The organism is Halobacillus sp. (assembly GCF_049282395.1).
Classification (GTDB): Bacteria; Bacillota; Bacilli; order Bacillales; family Halobacillaceae; genus Halobacillus.
The window spans coordinates 1-17,620 of record NZ_JBAPTY010000327.1; the positions used below are offsets into that span (position 1 = coordinate 1).

The following is a 17,620-nucleotide window of genomic DNA, read 5'->3' on the forward strand; positions in this document are numbered from 1 at the left end:
AGGTTTTTATTACTTCTTAAAGTTACGGATTACACGGATTCTTTCTCCATAAAAATGTTTTCTCGTGGAGATGATCATGCGGAGATGTTTAAGCATGTAAAACAAGGTCTGTGGATTAAGGCACGGGGAAGTATTCAAACAGATAATTTCACAAGCGAACTCACCATGATGGCTAATGACATTAACGAAATTAAACCGATCCTGCGCAAAGACGAAGCTCCAGAAGGAGAAAAACGAATTGAGCTTCATTCTCATACGACTATGAGTCAAATGGACGCTCCGGTTTCTCCAGGGAGACTTATCGCTAAGGCGGCAGAATGGGGACATGAGGCAATCGCGATTACAGACCATGCTGTGGTCCAGGCTTATCCGGATGCTCATGCAGCTGGTGAAAAAAACGGGATTAAAGTTATTTATGGTCTTGAGGCAAATCTGGTCGATGATGGGGTTCCGATTGCATATGAAGAACAGGACCGGGATCTTGAGTCTGATGTTTATGTCGTCTTTGACGTAGAAACAACGGGTCTATCAGCTGTTTATGATAAAATCATTGAGCTTGCTGCTGTTAAAGTGAGGGGCGGAGAAATTATTGATCGGTTCGAATCCTTTGCAAATCCTCACCAGGCTCTGTCTCAAACGACGGTGGATTTAACTGGAATTACAGATGACATGGTCAAAGATGCTCCTGAGATTGAAGAGGTATTAAAAGACTTTCATCAATGGATGGAAAACGATATTCTCGTTGCTCACAATGCAAGCTTTGACATGGGATTCCTAAATGCAGGCTTCACGACGATTGGATATGAGAAAGCTCAAAATCCGGTTATTGATACGCTTGAACTGGCGAGGTTTCTTGTACCAGAGCTTAAGAACCATCGATTAAATACGCTGTGTAAAAAGTTCGATATTGAATTAACCCAACACCACAGGGCTATTTATGATGCAGAAGCTACCGGTTATCTATTGTGGAAGCTCCTTAAACGAGCGATGGAGCGTGGTATTACCAATCATAAGAACTTAAATGATTATATGGGCGAAGGAAAAGCATATCAGCGGTCACGTCCTTCTCACTGCACTCTCCTCGCTACAAACAGCACCGGTCTTAAAAACATTTATAAATTAGTTTCAGAGGCGCATGTGGATTACTTTTATCGTGTGCCAAGGATACCAAGGTCACGCTTAGCTAAACTGAGAGAGGGCATTCTTGTAGGCTCTGGGTGCGATAAGGGTGAAGTGTTCGAAACGATCATGCAAAAGTCAGAGGAAGAAGCAGAAAAGGTTGCTGACTTTTATGACTATATCGAAATTCAGCCCCCTGGTAATTACTATCATCTACTCGAGAAAGATCTGGTTCAGAACGAAGCTCAAATCTATGACATTCTGAAAAGACTGGTTGCAATGGGAGAACGGCTTGGAAAAACAGTGGTTGCCACGGGGAATACCCACTATGTCGAGCCTCATGAAAAGCAATACCGGCAAATTATGATTGCTTCACAAAGCGGAAACCCGCTTAATCGACAAACTCTGCCTGACGTTCACTTCAAAACCACAAATGAGATGGTGGGAGAGCTGTCATTTTTCGGTGACGCCAAGGCTAAAGAGCTCGTAGTAACGAATACCCGCAAAATCATGTCTCAAATTGGGGAAGTAACTCCAGTGAAAGAAGATCTTTTCACCCCTAATATTGAAGGTGCAGATCAGGAAATTCGAGAGATGTCCTATAATAAAGCAAAAAGCCTATATGGCGATCCAATACCGGAGCTTGTTGAAAAAAGACTGGAAAAAGAGCTGGAGAGTATAATTGGGCATGGTTTCGCTGTCATCTATTTAATCTCCCAGAAGCTCGTAACCAAATCTCTGGAAGACGGATATCTCGTAGGTTCACGTGGTTCTGTAGGATCTTCGTTTGTGGCAACGATGACGGACATTACCGAAGTAAACCCTTTACCGCCTCATTACGTATGTCCAGCATGTCAGTACCATGAATTTTTTACTGACGGATCTGTGGGAAGTGGGTTTGATCTCCCAGAGAAAGATTGTCCTGAGTGTGGTACAGCTTTCCGTAAAGATGGACAGGACATCCCTTTTGAAACATTCTTAGGATTTAAAGGGGACAAAGTACCGGATATCGATCTGAACTTCTCAGGTGAATACCAGCCTCAAGCTCACAATTATACGAAATATCTATTTGGTGAAGACAATGTGTTTCGTGCAGGAACCATAGGAACTATAGCTGAAAAAACCGCTTATGGTTATGTGAAAGGGTATGCGGGCGATCATCAGCTGCAGTATAAAAATGCAGAAATTGACCGTTTGGTGCAAGGGTGTACAGGCGTTAAGCGTACCACTGGTCAGCACCCTGGAGGAATTATCGTAGTACCGGATGATATGGAGATTTATGATTTTTCTCCCATTCAGTTTCCAGCCGACGATACAAAGTCGGAATGGAGGACCACACACTTTGACTTCCACTCGATTCACGATAACCTCCTGAAGCTTGATATACTTGGGCACGATGATCCCACGGTTATTCGTATGCTTCAGGATCTAAGTGGAATTGATCAGAAGGAAATCCCTGTGGACGATCCAGAAGTGATGAAAATATTCAGTGGCCCGGAAGCACTGGGGGTTAATGCTGAACAGATTATGTGCAAGACAGGGACGCTTGGCGTACCAGAATTTGGAACAAGATTTGTGCGGCAGATGCTAGAGGATACGAAGCCTAGTACGTTTGCTGAATTAGTCATTATATCGGGTCTGTCTCATGGTACGGATGTTTGGCTTGGAAACGCGGAACAGCTGATCAATGATGGGATTTGTACGCTTCCTGAAGTTATAGGCTGTCGTGATGACATTATGGTATATCTCATGCATAAAGGTCTTGAGCCTTCTCTGGCTTTTAAGATTATGGAATTTGTTCGTAAGGGCCGGGGGCTACAGGACGAATGGATTGAAGAAATGAAGAAACATGGTGTACCAGATTGGTACATTGATTCTTGTAAAAAGATCAAGTACATGTTCCCTAAAGCTCACGCTGCTGCTTACGTACTGATGGCTGTACGTATTGCTTACTTTAAAGTTCATTATCCTATCTATTTTTATGCGGCTTATTTTACAGTAAGAGCCAGTGACTTTGAGTTAGATACTATGGTTAAAGGATCAGAAGCCATCCGAAAGCGCATAGAGGAAATTCAGGCTAAAGGGCTGGATGCAACACCAAAGGAAAAAAACTTAATGACTGTATTAGAACTTTCCCTGGAAATGTGTGAAAGAGGATATGGCTTTAAGAATGTGGACCTGTATGAATCAAGTGCAACTGACTTTATTGTGGAAGGCAACCAATTGATTCCGCCGTTTAATGCGGTTGATGGATTGGGCACGAATGCGGCTATTAATATTGTTAAAGCGAGAAAAGAAGGAGAATTCTTATCTAAACAGGATCTAAGAGAAAGAAGCCGAATTTCAAAAACTGTCCTTGAATATTTGGACAACTTCGGTTGTTTGGAAGGAATGCCGGACGAGAACCAGCTCTCCCTCTTTTAAGTGAAAGCAAAGGAAGTGTGTACACCTCTAAAGAGTGGTGTCGCTCTTCCTCTATTGCATATTTTAAGCATCTATGGTATATTTTTTTATGGTGAGAAGAGCGATATGAACGACCAGAAGAGTGGGGCAACCCACTCTTTCGTCATATTTAACGCTGATGACTGTCAAGAAACCGGAACCATTAGAGGCTTCAAGCCCGTTTGACTCGACCGCTATGATTTAATTCATAGCGGTTTCTCGTGGACCTTCTTTAGTCTTCACCGCTTAAGCAGAATTGAAATGAAATCAATGATTGAATGCCATACTAAATTAAAATGTATGAAAGTGTTTTTAAAGGAGGGAAGATCATGAGTCATCATCATGTAACATCCGTTACAGAAAAGCTCGTGCAGCCAATTTTGGAAGATATGAACCTGGAGTTGGTAGAGGTCGAGTATAAACAGGAAGGGAAGAACTGGTACCTTCGTGTCTTTATCGATAAACCTGAAGGCGTAGATATTGAAGAGTGTGGTCAGGTTTCTGAAAAACTGAGTGAAAAACTTGATGAAGAAGACCCTATTGAGTTTCCATACTTTTTAGAAGTAGCCTCACCCGGAGCTGAGAGACCTTTAAAAACTCAAGAAGATTTTAAAAAGTATGTAGGCGAACATGTATATATGAAACTATACGAACCCATTGATCAAGAAAAAGAGTTCGAAGGAACGCTCGTTTCTTTTGAAAATGAAACAGCAATAGTAGAAATTCGAATAAAAACAAAAAAGAAACAGCTGGAAGTACCATTCAGCAAAATTGCTAAGGCGAATCTGGCTGTCACGTTTAACTAAGGGGGAGAAAACTGTTGAGTAGTGAACTATTTGATGCCATGAATTATTTAGAAAAGGAAAAGGGCATCGACAAAGGTTTGTTGTTGGAAGCACTTGAAGCTGCGTTAATTTCTGCTTATAAGAAGAACTTTAATTCAGCCACTAATGTTCGGGTAGATATTAATGAAGATGAAGGCAGCATGAAAGTATTTGCCAGAAAAACAATTGTGGATGAAGTAATGGATCCCCAGCAGGAAATTTCTTTAGAAAGCGCGAAAGAAATTGATCCTAACTATGAAGAAGAAGATGTCATTGAAGTTGAAGTTACACCTATGGACTTCGGACGTATTGCAGCTCAGGCAGCGAAACAAGTAGTGACTCAGCGTGTCCGCGAAGCTGAGCGCGGTATTATTTATGGTGAATATGTGGATCGTGAGGAAGATGTCATGACAGGCATTATTCAGCGGAAAGATCCACGATTCGTGTATGTTAACCTTGGAAAAATTGAAGCTAGGCTGCCTGAAGGGGAACAAATGCCAACGGAAACTTATGAAGTTCATGATCGTTTAAAAGTATTCGTTACGAAGGTGGAAAATAGTAACAAGGGTCCTCACATCTATGTCTCCCGCACACATCCTGGACTATTGAAGCGGTTATTTGAAATGGAAGTTCCTGAAATTTATGATGGCACCGTAGAAGTACGATCTGTGGCACGTGAAGCTGGGGACCGCTCAAAAATCTCTGTTTACGCTGAAGACCAGGAAATTGACCCCGTCGGCTCTTGCGTTGGTCAACGAGGACAGCGTGTACAGGCTATCGTTAATGAACTAAAGGGTGAGAAAATTGACATTGTTCAGTGGTCGGAAGACCCGGTTGAATATGTTTCTAACGCCCTGAGTCCTTCCAAAGTTGTGGAAGTTCTTGTCGACGAAGATGAAAAAGCTACAACGGTTATCGTTCCTGATTATCAACTATCACTCGCAATAGGTAAACGTGGACAGAATGCACGTCTTGCAGCGAAGTTAACTGGCTGGAAGATTGACATTAAGAGTGAAAGTGAAGCACGTGATCAGGGTCTGCTTGATGAAAGTGACCATACTGATGTTGACGAAGAAATAGAAGATGAATTGTTTGATGAGTAAGGAGGGGTACTTATGGCCCGTTCTAAAAAACAACCACTCAGAAAGTGTATAGTTACTCAGGAAATGTACCCAAAGAAACAGTTGATCAGGGTCGTCCGAAATAAAGAAGGAGAAGTCTTTGTGGATGAATCCGGTAAAAAAAACGGACGAGGAGCATACCTCTCAAGAGACCTTGATGTTATAGAAAAAGCAGAAAAACACCAGGTGTTAAATCGACATTTGAATACATCCGTAGACGCAGCCGTTTATGAAGAACTAAAAGCTACAATTAAGGCAGACGAAAAATGAACAAACGTTATTTGAATTTATTAGGTTTAGCTTTCGGAGCCGGAAAGTGTACACTTGGAGAAGAAGCGATTGTTCGTGATATCCAAAAAAACAGAGCAAAAATCGTTCTTATCGCTTCTGACACAGGAAAACAAACAAAAAAAAAGCTGACAGACAAATGCAGCTTTTATGATATACCTTGCTATATGGTGGATGATCGGGAAACACTATCACATGCCATCGGAAAGGCAGGGAGAGTCGCGATCGCAGTTCTTGACCAAGGATTTGCGAAAAAGTTGCAATCGCTACTCGATGAATCTATTCGGGGGTGAAGATATATATGACTAAAATGCGCGTATATGAATATGCCAAGAAAAATGAATTAGCTAGCAAACAAGTAATTGAGCAATTGAAAAAGATGAATGTTGAAGTTTCCAACCACATGTCAACCGTAGAGGATGATGTGGCGAAACAATTGGATCAGGCTTTTGGCAAGAATCAGCCAAATACTGAAGCCAAAAAGACAGATAGCCAGAAGAATAATAAATCTTCTAACAAGCAGCAAAAACCAAATCAGAAAAACCAGAAAAACAATAAGAATAAAAACCAGAAAAATCAAAAGCCTTCCAACCAGCAGCAGACTCCGCAGAAAAAGCAGAAGAAACAAACTCCAGAAAAAGTTACCTTTTCTGGGAGCTTAACTGTAGGAGAACTGGCTGAAAAGCTAAACAAAGATTCTTCTGAAATCATCAAAAAATTAATGTTTCTCGGTGTAATGGCTACAAAAAATCAGGAGCTTGAGGCTGATTCCATTGAATTGATCTGTGATGAATTTAATGTGGAAGTAGAAGAAGAAGTGATCGTTGACGAAACGGACATTGAAAACATGACATTTGATGATAATCCTGAAGACTTGAAAGAACGTCCAGCTGTCGTAACCATTATGGGTCACGTAGACCATGGTAAAACTACGTTGCTCGATCAAATTCGTCATACGAAAGTAACTGAAGGAGAAGCTGGCGGAATTACACAGCATATCGGTGCTTATCAAATCGAACATGATGAGAAACAAATTACCTTCCTTGATACACCAGGTCACGCTGCCTTTACCAGCATGCGTTCCCGTGGGGCGCAGGTTACGGATATTGCCATCTTAGTAGTAGCAGCGGATGACGGCGTTATGCCGCAGACGAAGGAAGCCATCAGCCATGCAAAAGCGGCTGGAGTTCCTATTATCGTTGCGGTTAATAAGATGGATAAAGAAGGGGCAAACCCTGATCGTGTCATGCAGGAATTAATGGAATATGAGTTAATTGCTGAAGACTACGGTGGAGAAACCATTTTTGTGAAAATGTCTGCCGTTCAAGGAGAAGGAATCGACGAGTTAGTTGAAATGATTGTCCTCGTTTCTGAAATGGAAGAATTGAAAGCTAATCCTGACCGTCTTGCATATGGAACGGTTATTGAAGCAGAGCTAGACAAAGGTCGTGGCCCTGTTGCAACCCTTCTCGTACAAAATGGAACGCTTAATGTAAGTGACTCCGTAGTTGTTGGAAATACTTACGGACGTGTACGTGCCATGGTTAATGACATCGGACGCCGTGTGAAAGTGGCAGGCCCGTCAACTCCTGTAGAAATAACTGGCTTAAATAATGTACCTCAAGCAGGCGATCGCTTCCTCGTATATGAAGATGAGAAGAAAGCACGCTCCATCGGCGAAGCACGCGCTCAGAAGGCTCTTGAACAAAATCGGAGCTCTACAGCTAAAGTCAGCCTGGACGATTTGTTTGAACAAATCAAACAAGGAGATATTAAAGATATTAACCTGATTGTTAAAGGTGATGTTCAAGGTTCCGTAGAAGCTCTTGCAGGTTCTCTTGAGAAAATTGATGTTGAAGGCGTTAAAGTTAAAATCATCCATACTGGGGTGGGCGCTATAACAGAATCGGACGTTGCCCTGGCCGCTGCTTCTAATGGTATCATTATCGGATTTAATGTTCGTCCAGATGGAAATGCCCGAAAAGCTGCTGAATCCGAAGATGTACAGATTCGTCTTCATAACATTATCTATAAAGTAATGGAAGAGATTGAAGCAGCCATGAAAGGAATGCTTGATCCTGAATATGAAGAAAAGATCATAGGTCAAGTTGAAGTTCGTGAAATCTTCAAAGTTTCCAAGGTGGGCACAATAGCCGGTTCTTATGTAACCGATGGAAAGATATCCCGTAACTCCGGAGTACGTATTATCCGCGATGGAGTCGTTATATTCGATGGGGAAATCGATGCTCTTAAACGTTACAAAGATGATACGAAGGAAGTCCAGCAAGGATACGAGTGTGGAATTACGATTAAGAACTTTAACGATATTAAAGTAGGAGATATTATTGAGCCATATGAAATGCAGGAAATCGAACGCACATGATTTTGAGTGCTGAGATCGAGTGCATCATTTATGATGCTCAGTCGCTGAAGGAAAAAAGGTCGGTCCTCAAGCGTGTGAAAACAAGGATTCAAAACGAATTCAATGTAGCTGTAAGTGAACTTGATTATCAAGATCTCTGGCAGCGCACATGTATCGGTTTAGTTACGATAGCCAGTGATAAGGTTATAGCCGAACAAACCATTCAAAGGACCCTGTCCTTCATCGATTCTTTTCCAGAATTGGAAAGAACGGAAACCGTTCTGGAATGGCTATAACGTTCGTTCAGAAGAGGTGAAGAAGTTATGAATGATTTACGTGCTAATCGTGTCGGAGAACAAATGAAAAAAGAATTAAGCGATATTATCGGCAAAAAAATCAAGGACCCTCGTGTGGGCTTTGTGACAGTGACGGAAGTAAAAGTCACTGGCGATTTGCAACAAGCTAAAATTTACATTTCTGTATTAGGAGATGAAAAACAAAAACATGATACCCTTGTTGGGTTAGCCAAAGCTAAAGGGTTCATACGCTCTGAGATCGGTCAGCGTATTCGTCTTCGTAAGACTCCGGAAATTATGTTTGAGTTTGATGAGGCGATTGAACATGGGAATCGTATTGAAACGATTCTTCGCGATTTAAATGACACAGATAGCTGAAATTATGACGAATCCGTGCTCCTGCAGCACGGATTCTATGTGTATAAAAAACTTACTTTGAGGTGGTTTCATGGATGGGATTCTTCCATTATGGAAGCCTAAAGGATTTACTTCCCATGATTGTGTAAGTAAAGCTAGAGGGATGTTAAAAACTAAAAAAATTGGTCATACGGGAACGCTTGACCCAGAAGTAGAAGGAGTATTACCTTTATGTGTAGGAAAAGCTACTAAGATCGTTCCATTTTTGACAGATACGATCAAGGTATATGAAGCTACGGTGAGGATTGGGTACTCCACAGCAACAGAAGATTCTGAAGGTGAAATAATCGAGAGAAAAGCAGTAAGTCCTTCACTAAGCTTAGAAAAAATTAAAGAAGAAATACCTTCTTTCCAGGGGGATATTATTCAGATTCCTCCTATGTATTCAGCTGTTAAAGTAAAAGGGAAGAAGTTATACGAGTATGCTAGAGAAGGCATTGAAGTCGAAAGACCTAAGCGTCAGGTTAGAATTGAACAAATAGACGTCACGAGTCGTGATTTAGTATTTGAAGAAGAAACCGCTTCCTTTTCTATTCGGGTTGTATGTTCAAAAGGAACCTATATCCGAACGCTTTGCGCGGATTTGGGACGAGCACTTGGGTATCCTTCTCATATGTCTTCCCTTGTGCGTACTCAAACAGCTGATATTTCTGAGCAAGAGTGTTATCGATTTGAAGAAATTCAACGTAAAGTGGATGAAAATAAACATCACGAGCTGCTATTACCCATTAAAAGAGGGCTTTCTCATATGCCATCTTGGGAGGTAACGAAAGATATGAAGACGCTGATTCAACATGGGAGGGTATTAGACAAACCTGAACATCTTGATGCGGATAACTTTTTAGTACTGTGTGGAGAAGAAGCGTTAGCCATATATCAGCAGCATCCAACCAAGGCTGGATATATCAAGCCCTTACGAGTCTTTTAATAATAAGTAATAAAGCAGGTGAGTGAATTGAAAACGTTTCGTCTGTCGCAATCGTCATCGGACTCAATAGATTTGGAACCAAACGTGACAGCTGTAGGTTTCTTTGACGGGATCCATAAGGGGCATCAGCAGGTGATTAGTACGGCTATAAAGAAAGCCCATGAATTAAGCTTAAAAAGTGCAGTGATGACCTTTGACCCACATCCTTCTGTAGTTTTAAAAAAAGAAAAACAGCATGCCCACTACATTACTCCCCTTAAAGAAAAAGAGGAGATTCTTGAAAATATGGGAGTAGATTATTTATTTGTTATCCATTTTGATAAAGATCTTGCTGCATTATCTCCTCAATCATTTGTAGATGAATATTTTGCTAGTTTAAAAGTGGAGCACGTCGTAGCAGGATATGACTTCAGTTATGGCCATAAGGGGAAGGGATCGATGGAAACGCTACCTGAACATGCTAAGGGACGGTTCACTCATACAGTAGTTAGAAAAGTTGCCCAGGATGAGGATAAAGTCAGTTCTACAAGAATTCGTGCCTTACTTGATGAAGGAAATGTTTCTGAAGTTCAGAAGCTTTTAGGACGAAAGTTTTCGGTTAGAGGAGAAAGAAGTGAAAAGACTTCGAAAACGTGTTTTTCCATCGATATCAGCTCCTCTTATTACCTTCCTCACCCCGGCATTTATGCTGTAACGATCTCGAATGATCAAAGGGACTACAAAGGAATGGCGATTATCGAGCATGATCAGCTTACAAGAAGTGAAACAACGAATCAGAAAATTTGTCTTCACTTCCTTGAAAGTTCAGACTCTAATGTCCCTGCAGAGTTTATCGTTTATTTTCATCAATTGATTAGAGAAGAAAATCTCTCTGATCAATTGAGTGAACGAAGCAGCCAAAGGGAAAAAGCCAAAGAGGATATCCGACAGTTTTTTCGCATAGGTTAAAGGTTATCCTTGCATTTTGCCTTCAAAAATTGTACTCTTTACTATGGAACCTTCGCTTGGCGGCACGTAACTCCGACGTCCGCTCGGGGAATGGGAATTTTAAATTTTTTCAGGAGGTGTAGCTATAATGGCTATCACACAAGAACGTAAACAAGAACTAATCAATGAGTACAAGACTCATGACAATGACACAGGATCTTCTGATGTACAGATTGCTGTACTTACAGCTAAGATTAATGCATTGAATGAGCATTTACGTACTCACAAGCAGGACCACCACTCTCGTCGTGGCTTGCTTAAAATGGTAGGTAGACGCCGTAACCTATTGAACTACCTGCGTAATAATGACATTACACGTTACCGTGATTTAATTAAAAGTCTTGGCTTGCGTCGTTAATGATGGTAGAAAAAGCGGGAGTATTCCCGCTTTTTCTGTATGTTTACATACATAAGGGTGTAAACTGAGTTTAAACCCTTACTTGTACTAATGAGTTATTTTTGAGAGGAGTTAAGTTTTATATGGCAGATGAAAAGCAAGTGTTTTCAATTGATGTGGCCGGCCGTACTTTTTCTGTGGAAGTAGGCGAATTAGCGAAACAAGCTAATGGTGCCGCACTTATCCATTATGGAGATACAACCGTTCTTTCTACAGCAACGGGGTCCAAAGAACCGAAGGACCTTCCATTTTTCCCGTTAACAATTAATTATGAAGAGCGTTTATACGCGGTTGGTAAAATCCCAGGAGGTTTTATTAAGCGAGAAGGGCGTCCAAGTGATAAAGCTGTCTTGGCTTCCCGTTTGATCGACCGTCCAATTCGTCCTCTTTTTCCTGAAGGTTTCCGTAATGATGTTCAAGTCATCAGCTCGGTAATGAGTGTGGATCAGAATTGTTCGTCAGAAATGGCAGCGATGCTTGGTTCGTCTATCTCCCTGGGCATATCTAACATTCCTTTTGAAGGACCTATCGCCGGGGTTATTGTTGGCCGAGTAGATGGAGAATTTGTTATTAATCCGACTGTTGAAGAACAAGAGAAAAGTGATATTGACTTAACAGTAGCCGGAACGAAAGATGCGATCAACATGGTAGAAGCAGGGGCTCAGGAAGTTCCGGAAGCAGACATGTTAGAAGCGATTATGTTTGGGCATGAAGAGATTAAACGACTAGTTGAGTTTCAGGAAGAAATCATTGCAGCTGTTGGCCGTGAAAAAATGGAAGTCCATTTGTTCGATCTTGAATCTGAACTGAAACAAAAAGTTGAAGAAGAAGCAACAGCTTCGATCGTTTCTGCTATTAAAACAGAAGAGAAAAAAGCCAGAGAAGATGCGATCGAGCAGGCTAAAAGCGACGTAATTGCTTCTTATGAAGAACAAGAAGCAGATGAGGAAACGATCAAACAAGTGGGAGCCATTCTGGAGAATATCGTGAAAACCGAAGTGCGCCGCTTAATCACGAAGGATAAAGTTCGTCCAGACGGAAGAGGCGTAGATGAAATTCGCTCCTTGACTTCCCGTGTAGGTTTACTCCCTCGGACGCATGGCTCAGGGTTGTTTACAAGAGGACAAACCCAGGCTCTTAGTGTATGTACCTTAGGTGCCTTAGGTGATGTTCAAATTCTAGATGGACTGGATTTAGAAGAATCCAAGCGTTTCATGCACCATTATAACTTTCCAAAATTCTCTGTGGGCGAAACTGGTCCTATCCGTGGACCTGGCCGCCGTGAAATTGGACATGGTGCTTTAGGTGAGCGTGCTCTAGAAGTAGTAATTCCATCAGAAACTGAATTTCCTTACACAATCCGTCTGGTATCAGAAGTTCTGGAATCTAATGGTTCTACATCACAAGCAAGTATTTGCGCTAGTACACTGGCCATGATGGATGCAGGTGTTCCTATTAAAGCTCCGGTAGCTGGAATTGCCATGGGCCTTGTAAAATCCGGCGATGATTATACGATATTGACGGATATCCAGGGAATGGAAGATGCACTTGGAGACATGGACTTTAAAGTAGCTGGTACTGAAAAAGGTGTAACCGCTCTTCAAATGGATATTAAAATTGAAGGGTTATCCCGTGAAATTCTTGAAGAAGCACTAGGTCAAGCTAAAAAAGGCCGTATGGAAATTCTGGGTCATATGCTTGAAACACTGCCAGAAACACGAAGCGGTCTTTCTCAGTATGCTCCGAAGATTATGACAATGAAAATCAATCCTGATAAAATCCGTGATGTTATTGGACCAAGCGGAAAACAAATTAATCAGATTATCGAAGACACTGGCGTTAAAATCGATATCGAGCAGGATGGAACCGTCTTTATATCTTCTACGGACGCTGATATGAACGCTAATGCACAGAAGATCATTGAAGACATCGTTCGCGAAGTAGAAGCAGGCGAAGTTTACGATGGTAAAGTTAAGCGCATTGAGAAATTCGGAGCCTTTGTAGAATTATTCAAAGGAAAAGAAGGTCTTGTGCACATTTCTGAAATGGCGGAAGAGCGTATCGGTAAAGTTGAGGATGTTGTCTCTATAGGTGATATTATTAAAGTGAAAGTCAAAGAAATTGACAATCAGGGACGAATCAATCTTTCTCGTAAAGCGATTCTTGTAGAAGAGAAGAAAAAACAGGAAGCTAACACAGAGCAGTAGCTCCAATTTAAATGAAAATAAAGATGCTGGCTTGCCAGTTTCTTTTTTTTCGTTGTAAGGGTCTAACTAGTTTTTTACTTTCATACACTTTTTTTAGGAGTGGATCTTATGAAAGTAAGAAAAGTTGGACTTTTTTTTATGGTTATTTTTTTCATTGCAGGAGTTGGACTGGCTTATCAGACAGCTGGAAGGACTGAAGTTCCGGTTTCAGGAAGTGATGCTCTTTATCAGAAGATCGAAGAACAAAAAAGTAATTTTGAATGGAAAGCTGAAGATGCACGAATTGACTCTGTATGGAAGAAAACCCCTGGTATTATTGGTCGTTCTGTGGATGTGGAAGCTTCATATTTAAAGATGAAAGAAAAAGGGAAGTTTGATCCGAAACTTCTCGTGTTTAAACTGGTTAAGCCTAAGGTTTCACTGAGTGATTTACCCCCTTCTCCTATCTACAGGGGGCATCCGGAGAAGCCAATGGTTTCATTTCTCATCAATGTATCCTGGGGCGAAGAATATATTCCAGATATGATTGAAACTTTAAATAAGCATCAAGTGAAAGCTACTTTCTTCGTTGACGGAGCATTTGCGCAAAAATTTAATGAACTGGTTCAAATGATTGAAGAAGAAGGGCATACAATTGGCACTCATGGGTATAACCATAAAGATATGGGTCGGATGACGAAAGAGGAAGCAAGAAACAATCTGGAACAAGCTGATGAATGGTTATTTGCACTGACCAAGACGAAAGTTAAATACTTTGCACCCCCGTCAGGCAGTTATAACATGGCGGCGGTTGAAGCAGCTCACGAGATGGGAATGGAAACTGTACTGTGGACTGTGGATACCATTGACTGGAAAAAACCGACTCAAGACGTTCTGGTGAACCGAGTGATGGGACGCATCCATAATGGAGCTACTATTTTAATGCATCCTACAGAAGTTACTGCCGACAGTCTGCCTGATCTTATTGAATCGATTAAGAAAGAAAATTACCGGATCGGTTCTCTTCCGACATTGCTCAGTGAAGAACGTTAAGGAAAGGGTGGACCATAATGAGGTTAAAATCACTAGCTAAAAAAGAAGTAATTGATGTAGAAAATGGCCAAAAACTGGGTGTACTTGGAAGAGCGGACCTTATATTTGATCCGAGCACAGGGAGAATACAATCTATTGTTATTCAAAATAACGGAATCACAGGCATCGGTCCTGCTAGAAAAGAATTAATCATTGATTGGGAACAGATCCAGACAATTGGCGAAGATACGATTTTATTAAAAAAATAGCTTTATAAATGTTAATTCTCAGGCATGCTTCTGATTTTGCAGAAATCCGTTTCGGATTGCTATTGAAATCGTTGGCTTGCCACCACCTCATAGCGCAGAGGGGTAGAAAGCCAGACAATTACATCAAAATCCAAGGCAAGTAAACCTTAAAGTGAATACAAGAAAACCATCTTATCAATTATAAGATGGTTTTTTTAGTGATTTTTATTTCTTAGAAATACCCCCATTGATTTGCTTTCACTAACTGCATGGTACGGCATAGGATACAAGGAGATGAGATCATAGAAAAAAGGAGACATCCGGCATGCTGACAGGATTTCATGTAGCGGTTATAGGGGGCGATGCCCGACAGATCGAAATCATTCGAAGGTTGAATGGTTGGGGTGCAACTGTTTATATAGCCGGCTTCAATCAGTTGAATGAAAGTTTTACTGAGGCCATCGACCTTGACTTTGAAAGTGATCAGGTAAAACAATTGGATGCGATCATCCTCCCCATTCCTGGAATGGATGAAGAAGGGAATGTGGACGGGATTTTTTCAAACCGTCTGATATCAATATCGGAAGATTGGCTGAAGAAGACCCCTGAACATTGCTTGATTTTTACAGGGATTTCAAATAACTATCTAAATGATTTAACCAAACGTGTCAATCGATCACTTATTCCATTAATGGATCGTGACGATGTCGCTATATTTAACTCCATCCCCACTGTAGAAGGTACACTCATGCTGGTGATTCAGCATACGGACTTCACCATTCATGGATCGAGAGTAATCGTTCTTGGATTAGGACGCGTGGGAATGGGGCTTGCCAGAACATTTGATCACCTTGGGGCGGAGGTCTCCGTAGGTGTGAGATCTTCTAAAAGTGCAGCAAGGGTTTATGAGATGGGCTTAACTCCAATTGACATGACAAACCTTCAAGATGTAGACCTGGAGTGCGATATTCTGTTAAATACTGTTCCTCAACTTGTTGTTGACGCTTCCATGATAAAGCAGCTTCCTTCCCATGCCTTAATTCTGGACCTTGCATCCAAACCAGGGGGAACCGACTTCTCCTATGCAGATAAAAGAGGAATTAAGGCTATTCTTGCACCCGGTCTCCCTGGTATTGTAGCCCCCAAAACAGCAGGGCAGATCATCGCTGATGTGGTCTATCGCTTATTAAGTAAGAACATTAGAAAGGAGATCGATCATGACGCATAGTTTAAAAGGAAAAACAATAGGGTTCGGTCTGACTGGCTCTCATTGTACGTATCACGAAGTATTTCCAGTCATGCGTGAGCTTGTAAGTTTGGGAGCGATCGTAGTTCCAATTTTATCGTATACTGTTCAAAAAACGGATACTCGTTTTGGGGATGCTGCCGATCACTTGAAAACAATTGAAGAGATTACCGGGGAGAAACCGATCATGACCATACCAGACGCTGAACCACTGGGGCCTAAACGTCCGCTGGACTGTATGGTAATCGCACCTATGACGGGTAATTCCACCAGTAAATTCGCTAACGCACTAACGGATTCGCCTGTACTAATGGCTGCGAAAGCAACTCTTAGAAATGAAAGTCCAGTAGTTGTAGCTATTTCGACAAACGATGCTTTAGGGTTGAACGGTGTAAATGTGATGCGGTTGATGGCCACGAAGAATATATATTTTGTGCCACTTGGGCAGGATCATCCATATAAAAAACCAAACTCTTTAGTAGCTGATATGACACTTATCCCGAAGACGATTGAGAAAGCGATCGAAGGCAAACAGCTTCAGCCTTTATTAATTGAACGTTATAAAGAGTAAATTTCCTGTTTCACGCCAACTTACGGTGGTAATATGATAAAATAGCAAAAATAGTGACAAATGCAACTATTCTAATAATAAATATAGAAAAGGGGTTAATAATGATGAGCCAATCCAACACATATAACGTTGCTGTAGTAGGTGCTACAGGAGCAGTCGGTCAAAAGATGCTTGAAACACTTGCAGATCGAGACTTTCCAATTAATCAATTAAAACTTTTATCATCCAGTCGTTCTGCTGGACTCAAGACAACATTTAAAGGAAAAGAGTACGTGGTAGAAGAAGCGACTCCTGAAAGTTTCGCAGATATAGACATTGCACTATTCTCAGCTGGTGGATCCGTCTCAAAAAAACTAGCTCCGGAAGCCGTAAAAAAAGGTGCTGTAGTCATCGATAATACGAGCGCATACCGTATGGCTGAAGATGTACCTCTTGTGGTTCCTGAGGTGAATGAAGCAGACATTAAAAATCATAAAGGCATTATAGCCAACCCGAATTGTTCCACGATTCAAATGGTCGCTGCTTTGGAACCTATCAGGAAATCATTGGGGATTAATCGGGTGATCGTTTCCACTTATCAGGCCGTTTCAGGTGCTGGAAATGAAGCTAATGATGAACTGAGAGAACAATCTCAGGCGTTCCTAAACGGGGAGGAGCTTGAAGCTAATATTTTACCTGCTAAAGGAGATGAAAAGCATTACCCGATTGCCTTTAACGCCCTGCCACAAATTGATGTTTTTCAAGATAATGGATACACATTTGAAGAAATGAAAATGATTAATGAAACTAAAAAAATCATGCATATGCCAAAGTTATCTGTTGCAGCCACATGTGTTCGTTTACCGATTTTCACGTCTCATGCGGAAAGTGTATATATTGAGATTGAACAAGACGGTGTATCAGTGGAAGAAATCCAGCGTCTATTAGCAGAAGCTCCAGGTATTGTGCTGCAGGATGATCCTGCTACGCAAACCTATCCAACTCCATTAAGTTCTGCTGAAAAGAAGGATGTATTTGTTGGACGCATTCGTAAAGATTTGGATGAAGACCGAGGATTCCATCTATGGGTAGTCTCCGATAACCTCTTAAAAGGGGCCGCATGGAATTCAGTTCAAATTGCAGAGCGAATAGTTGCTAATCAATGGCTGTAAACTTT

General features: G+C 41.3%; 17 protein-coding genes. All 17 read left to right on the top strand.

Annotation, left to right across the window (positions count from 1 at the left end; all coding sequences use genetic code 11):
- The coding region (locus WAM07_RS13705) for a PolC-type DNA polymerase III (RefSeq protein WP_422167702.1) at nt 1-3,543 on the top strand (3,543 nt) is incomplete at its 5' end.
- A gap of 347 nt (nt 3,544-3,890) precedes the next feature.
- On the top strand, nt 3,891-4,367 hold the full coding sequence (gene rimP, locus WAM07_RS13710) for a ribosome maturation factor RimP (protein WP_422167704.1): 477 nt from the start codon (nt 3,891-3,893) through the stop codon (nt 4,365-4,367).
- A 14-nt stretch (nt 4,368-4,381) separates the two neighbouring features.
- Nucleotides 4,382-5,488, top strand: coding sequence for a transcription termination factor NusA (nusA, locus tag WAM07_RS13715; RefSeq protein WP_422167706.1), 1,107 nt, complete (start codon nt 4,382-4,384; stop codon nt 5,486-5,488).
- A 12-nt stretch (nt 5,489-5,500) separates the two neighbouring features.
- Complete coding sequence (gene rnpM, locus WAM07_RS13720; RefSeq protein ID WP_422167708.1) at nt 5,501-5,776, top strand: RNase P modulator RnpM; 276 nt, start codon at nt 5,501-5,503, stop codon at nt 5,774-5,776.
- Nucleotides 5,773-6,087, top strand: a complete 315-nt coding sequence (locus WAM07_RS13725) for a YlxQ family RNA-binding protein (protein ID WP_422167710.1) — start codon at nt 5,773-5,775, stop codon at nt 6,085-6,087. The genes rnpM and WAM07_RS13725 overlap by 4 nt, the downstream gene beginning before the upstream one ends.
- An 8-nt stretch (nt 6,088-6,095) precedes the next feature.
- Nucleotides 6,096-8,177: a translation initiation factor IF-2 gene (infB, locus tag WAM07_RS13730; RefSeq protein WP_422167712.1), complete on the top strand. Its 2,082-nt coding sequence runs from the start codon at nt 6,096-6,098 to the stop codon at nt 8,175-8,177.
- Entirely contained in the window at nt 8,174-8,452 is a 279-nt protein-coding gene (locus tag WAM07_RS13735) for a DUF503 domain-containing protein (RefSeq protein ID WP_014643318.1), read from the top strand. Before infB ends, WAM07_RS13735 begins: the two co-directional genes overlap by 4 nt.
- 27 nt (nt 8,453-8,479) lie before the next feature.
- Nucleotides 8,480-8,830 (top strand): 30S ribosome-binding factor RbfA, encoded by a 351-nt coding sequence (rbfA, locus tag WAM07_RS13740; protein WP_422167715.1) that lies wholly within the window; start codon nt 8,480-8,482, stop codon nt 8,828-8,830.
- A gap of 70 nt (nt 8,831-8,900) precedes the next feature.
- Nucleotides 8,901-9,797: a tRNA pseudouridine(55) synthase TruB gene (gene truB, locus WAM07_RS13745; RefSeq protein ID WP_422167716.1), complete on the top strand. Its 897-nt coding sequence runs from the start codon at nt 8,901-8,903 to the stop codon at nt 9,795-9,797.
- A gap of 27 nt (nt 9,798-9,824) precedes the next feature.
- Nucleotides 9,825-10,745: a riboflavin kinase gene (locus tag WAM07_RS13750; protein ID WP_422167718.1), complete on the top strand. Its 921-nt coding sequence runs from the start codon at nt 9,825-9,827 to the stop codon at nt 10,743-10,745.
- A gap of 127 nt (nt 10,746-10,872) precedes the next feature.
- A complete protein-coding gene (rpsO, locus tag WAM07_RS13755) occupies nt 10,873-11,142 on the top strand; it encodes a 30S ribosomal protein S15 (RefSeq protein WP_014643322.1) in 270 nt (89 codons plus the stop codon).
- Between the two features lie 122 nt (nt 11,143-11,264).
- Nucleotides 11,265-13,388 (top strand): polyribonucleotide nucleotidyltransferase, encoded by a 2,124-nt coding sequence (pnp, locus tag WAM07_RS13760; protein ID WP_422167720.1) that lies wholly within the window; start codon nt 11,265-11,267, stop codon nt 13,386-13,388.
- A gap of 108 nt (nt 13,389-13,496) precedes the next feature.
- A complete protein-coding gene (locus WAM07_RS13765; RefSeq protein ID WP_422167722.1) occupies nt 13,497-14,420 on the top strand; it encodes a polysaccharide deacetylase family protein in 924 nt (307 codons plus the stop codon).
- A 17-nt stretch (nt 14,421-14,437) separates the two neighbouring features.
- Nucleotides 14,438-14,668, top strand: a complete 231-nt coding sequence (locus tag WAM07_RS13770; RefSeq protein ID WP_422167724.1) for a YlmC/YmxH family sporulation protein — start codon at nt 14,438-14,440, stop codon at nt 14,666-14,668.
- 304 nt (nt 14,669-14,972) lie between these two features.
- Nucleotides 14,973-15,875 (top strand): dipicolinic acid synthetase subunit A, encoded by a 903-nt coding sequence (dpaA, locus tag WAM07_RS13775; RefSeq protein ID WP_422167726.1) that lies wholly within the window; start codon nt 14,973-14,975, stop codon nt 15,873-15,875.
- Nucleotides 15,865-16,464 (top strand): dipicolinate synthase subunit B, encoded by a 600-nt coding sequence (locus WAM07_RS13780; RefSeq protein WP_422167728.1) that lies wholly within the window; start codon nt 15,865-15,867, stop codon nt 16,462-16,464. Before dpaA ends, WAM07_RS13780 begins: the two co-directional genes overlap by 11 nt.
- Before the next feature lie 104 nt (nt 16,465-16,568).
- Nucleotides 16,569-17,615: an aspartate-semialdehyde dehydrogenase gene (gene asd, locus WAM07_RS13785; protein WP_422167730.1), complete on the top strand. Its 1,047-nt coding sequence runs from the start codon at nt 16,569-16,571 to the stop codon at nt 17,613-17,615.
- Nucleotides 17,616-17,620 lie beyond the last annotated feature (5 nt).

Bases quoted from the DNA above. Each gene is read 5' to 3' on its own strand.
- WAM07_RS13735 (WP_014643318.1), top strand. From the start codon at position 8,174: ATGATTTTGAGTGCTGAGATCGAGTGCATCATTTATGATGCTCAGTCG.
- rnpM (WP_422167708.1), top strand. From the start codon at position 5,501: ATGGCCCGTTCTAAAAAACAACCACTCAGAAAGTGTATAGTTACTCAG.
- dpaA (WP_422167726.1), top strand. From the start codon at position 14,973: ATGCTGACAGGATTTCATGTAGCGGTTATAGGGGGCGATGCCCGACAG.
- infB (WP_422167712.1), top strand. From the start codon at position 6,096: ATGACTAAAATGCGCGTATATGAATATGCCAAGAAAAATGAATTAGCT.
- WAM07_RS13725 (WP_422167710.1), top strand. From the start codon at position 5,773: ATGAACAAACGTTATTTGAATTTATTAGGTTTAGCTTTCGGAGCCGGA.
- rpsO (WP_014643322.1), top strand. From the start codon at position 10,873: ATGGCTATCACACAAGAACGTAAACAAGAACTAATCAATGAGTACAAG.
- WAM07_RS13780 (WP_422167728.1), top strand. From the start codon at position 15,865: ATGACGCATAGTTTAAAAGGAAAAACAATAGGGTTCGGTCTGACTGGC.
- WAM07_RS13770 (WP_422167724.1), top strand. From the start codon at position 14,438: ATGAGGTTAAAATCACTAGCTAAAAAAGAAGTAATTGATGTAGAAAAT.
- pnp (WP_422167720.1), top strand. From the start codon at position 11,265: ATGGCAGATGAAAAGCAAGTGTTTTCAATTGATGTGGCCGGCCGTACT.
- truB (WP_422167716.1), top strand. From the start codon at position 8,901: ATGGATGGGATTCTTCCATTATGGAAGCCTAAAGGATTTACTTCCCAT.
- rbfA (WP_422167715.1), top strand. From the start codon at position 8,480: ATGAATGATTTACGTGCTAATCGTGTCGGAGAACAAATGAAAAAAGAA.
- rimP (WP_422167704.1), top strand. From the start codon at position 3,891: ATGAGTCATCATCATGTAACATCCGTTACAGAAAAGCTCGTGCAGCCA.
- WAM07_RS13765 (WP_422167722.1), top strand. From the start codon at position 13,497: ATGAAAGTAAGAAAAGTTGGACTTTTTTTTATGGTTATTTTTTTCATT.
- asd (WP_422167730.1), top strand. From the start codon at position 16,569: ATGAGCCAATCCAACACATATAACGTTGCTGTAGTAGGTGCTACAGGA.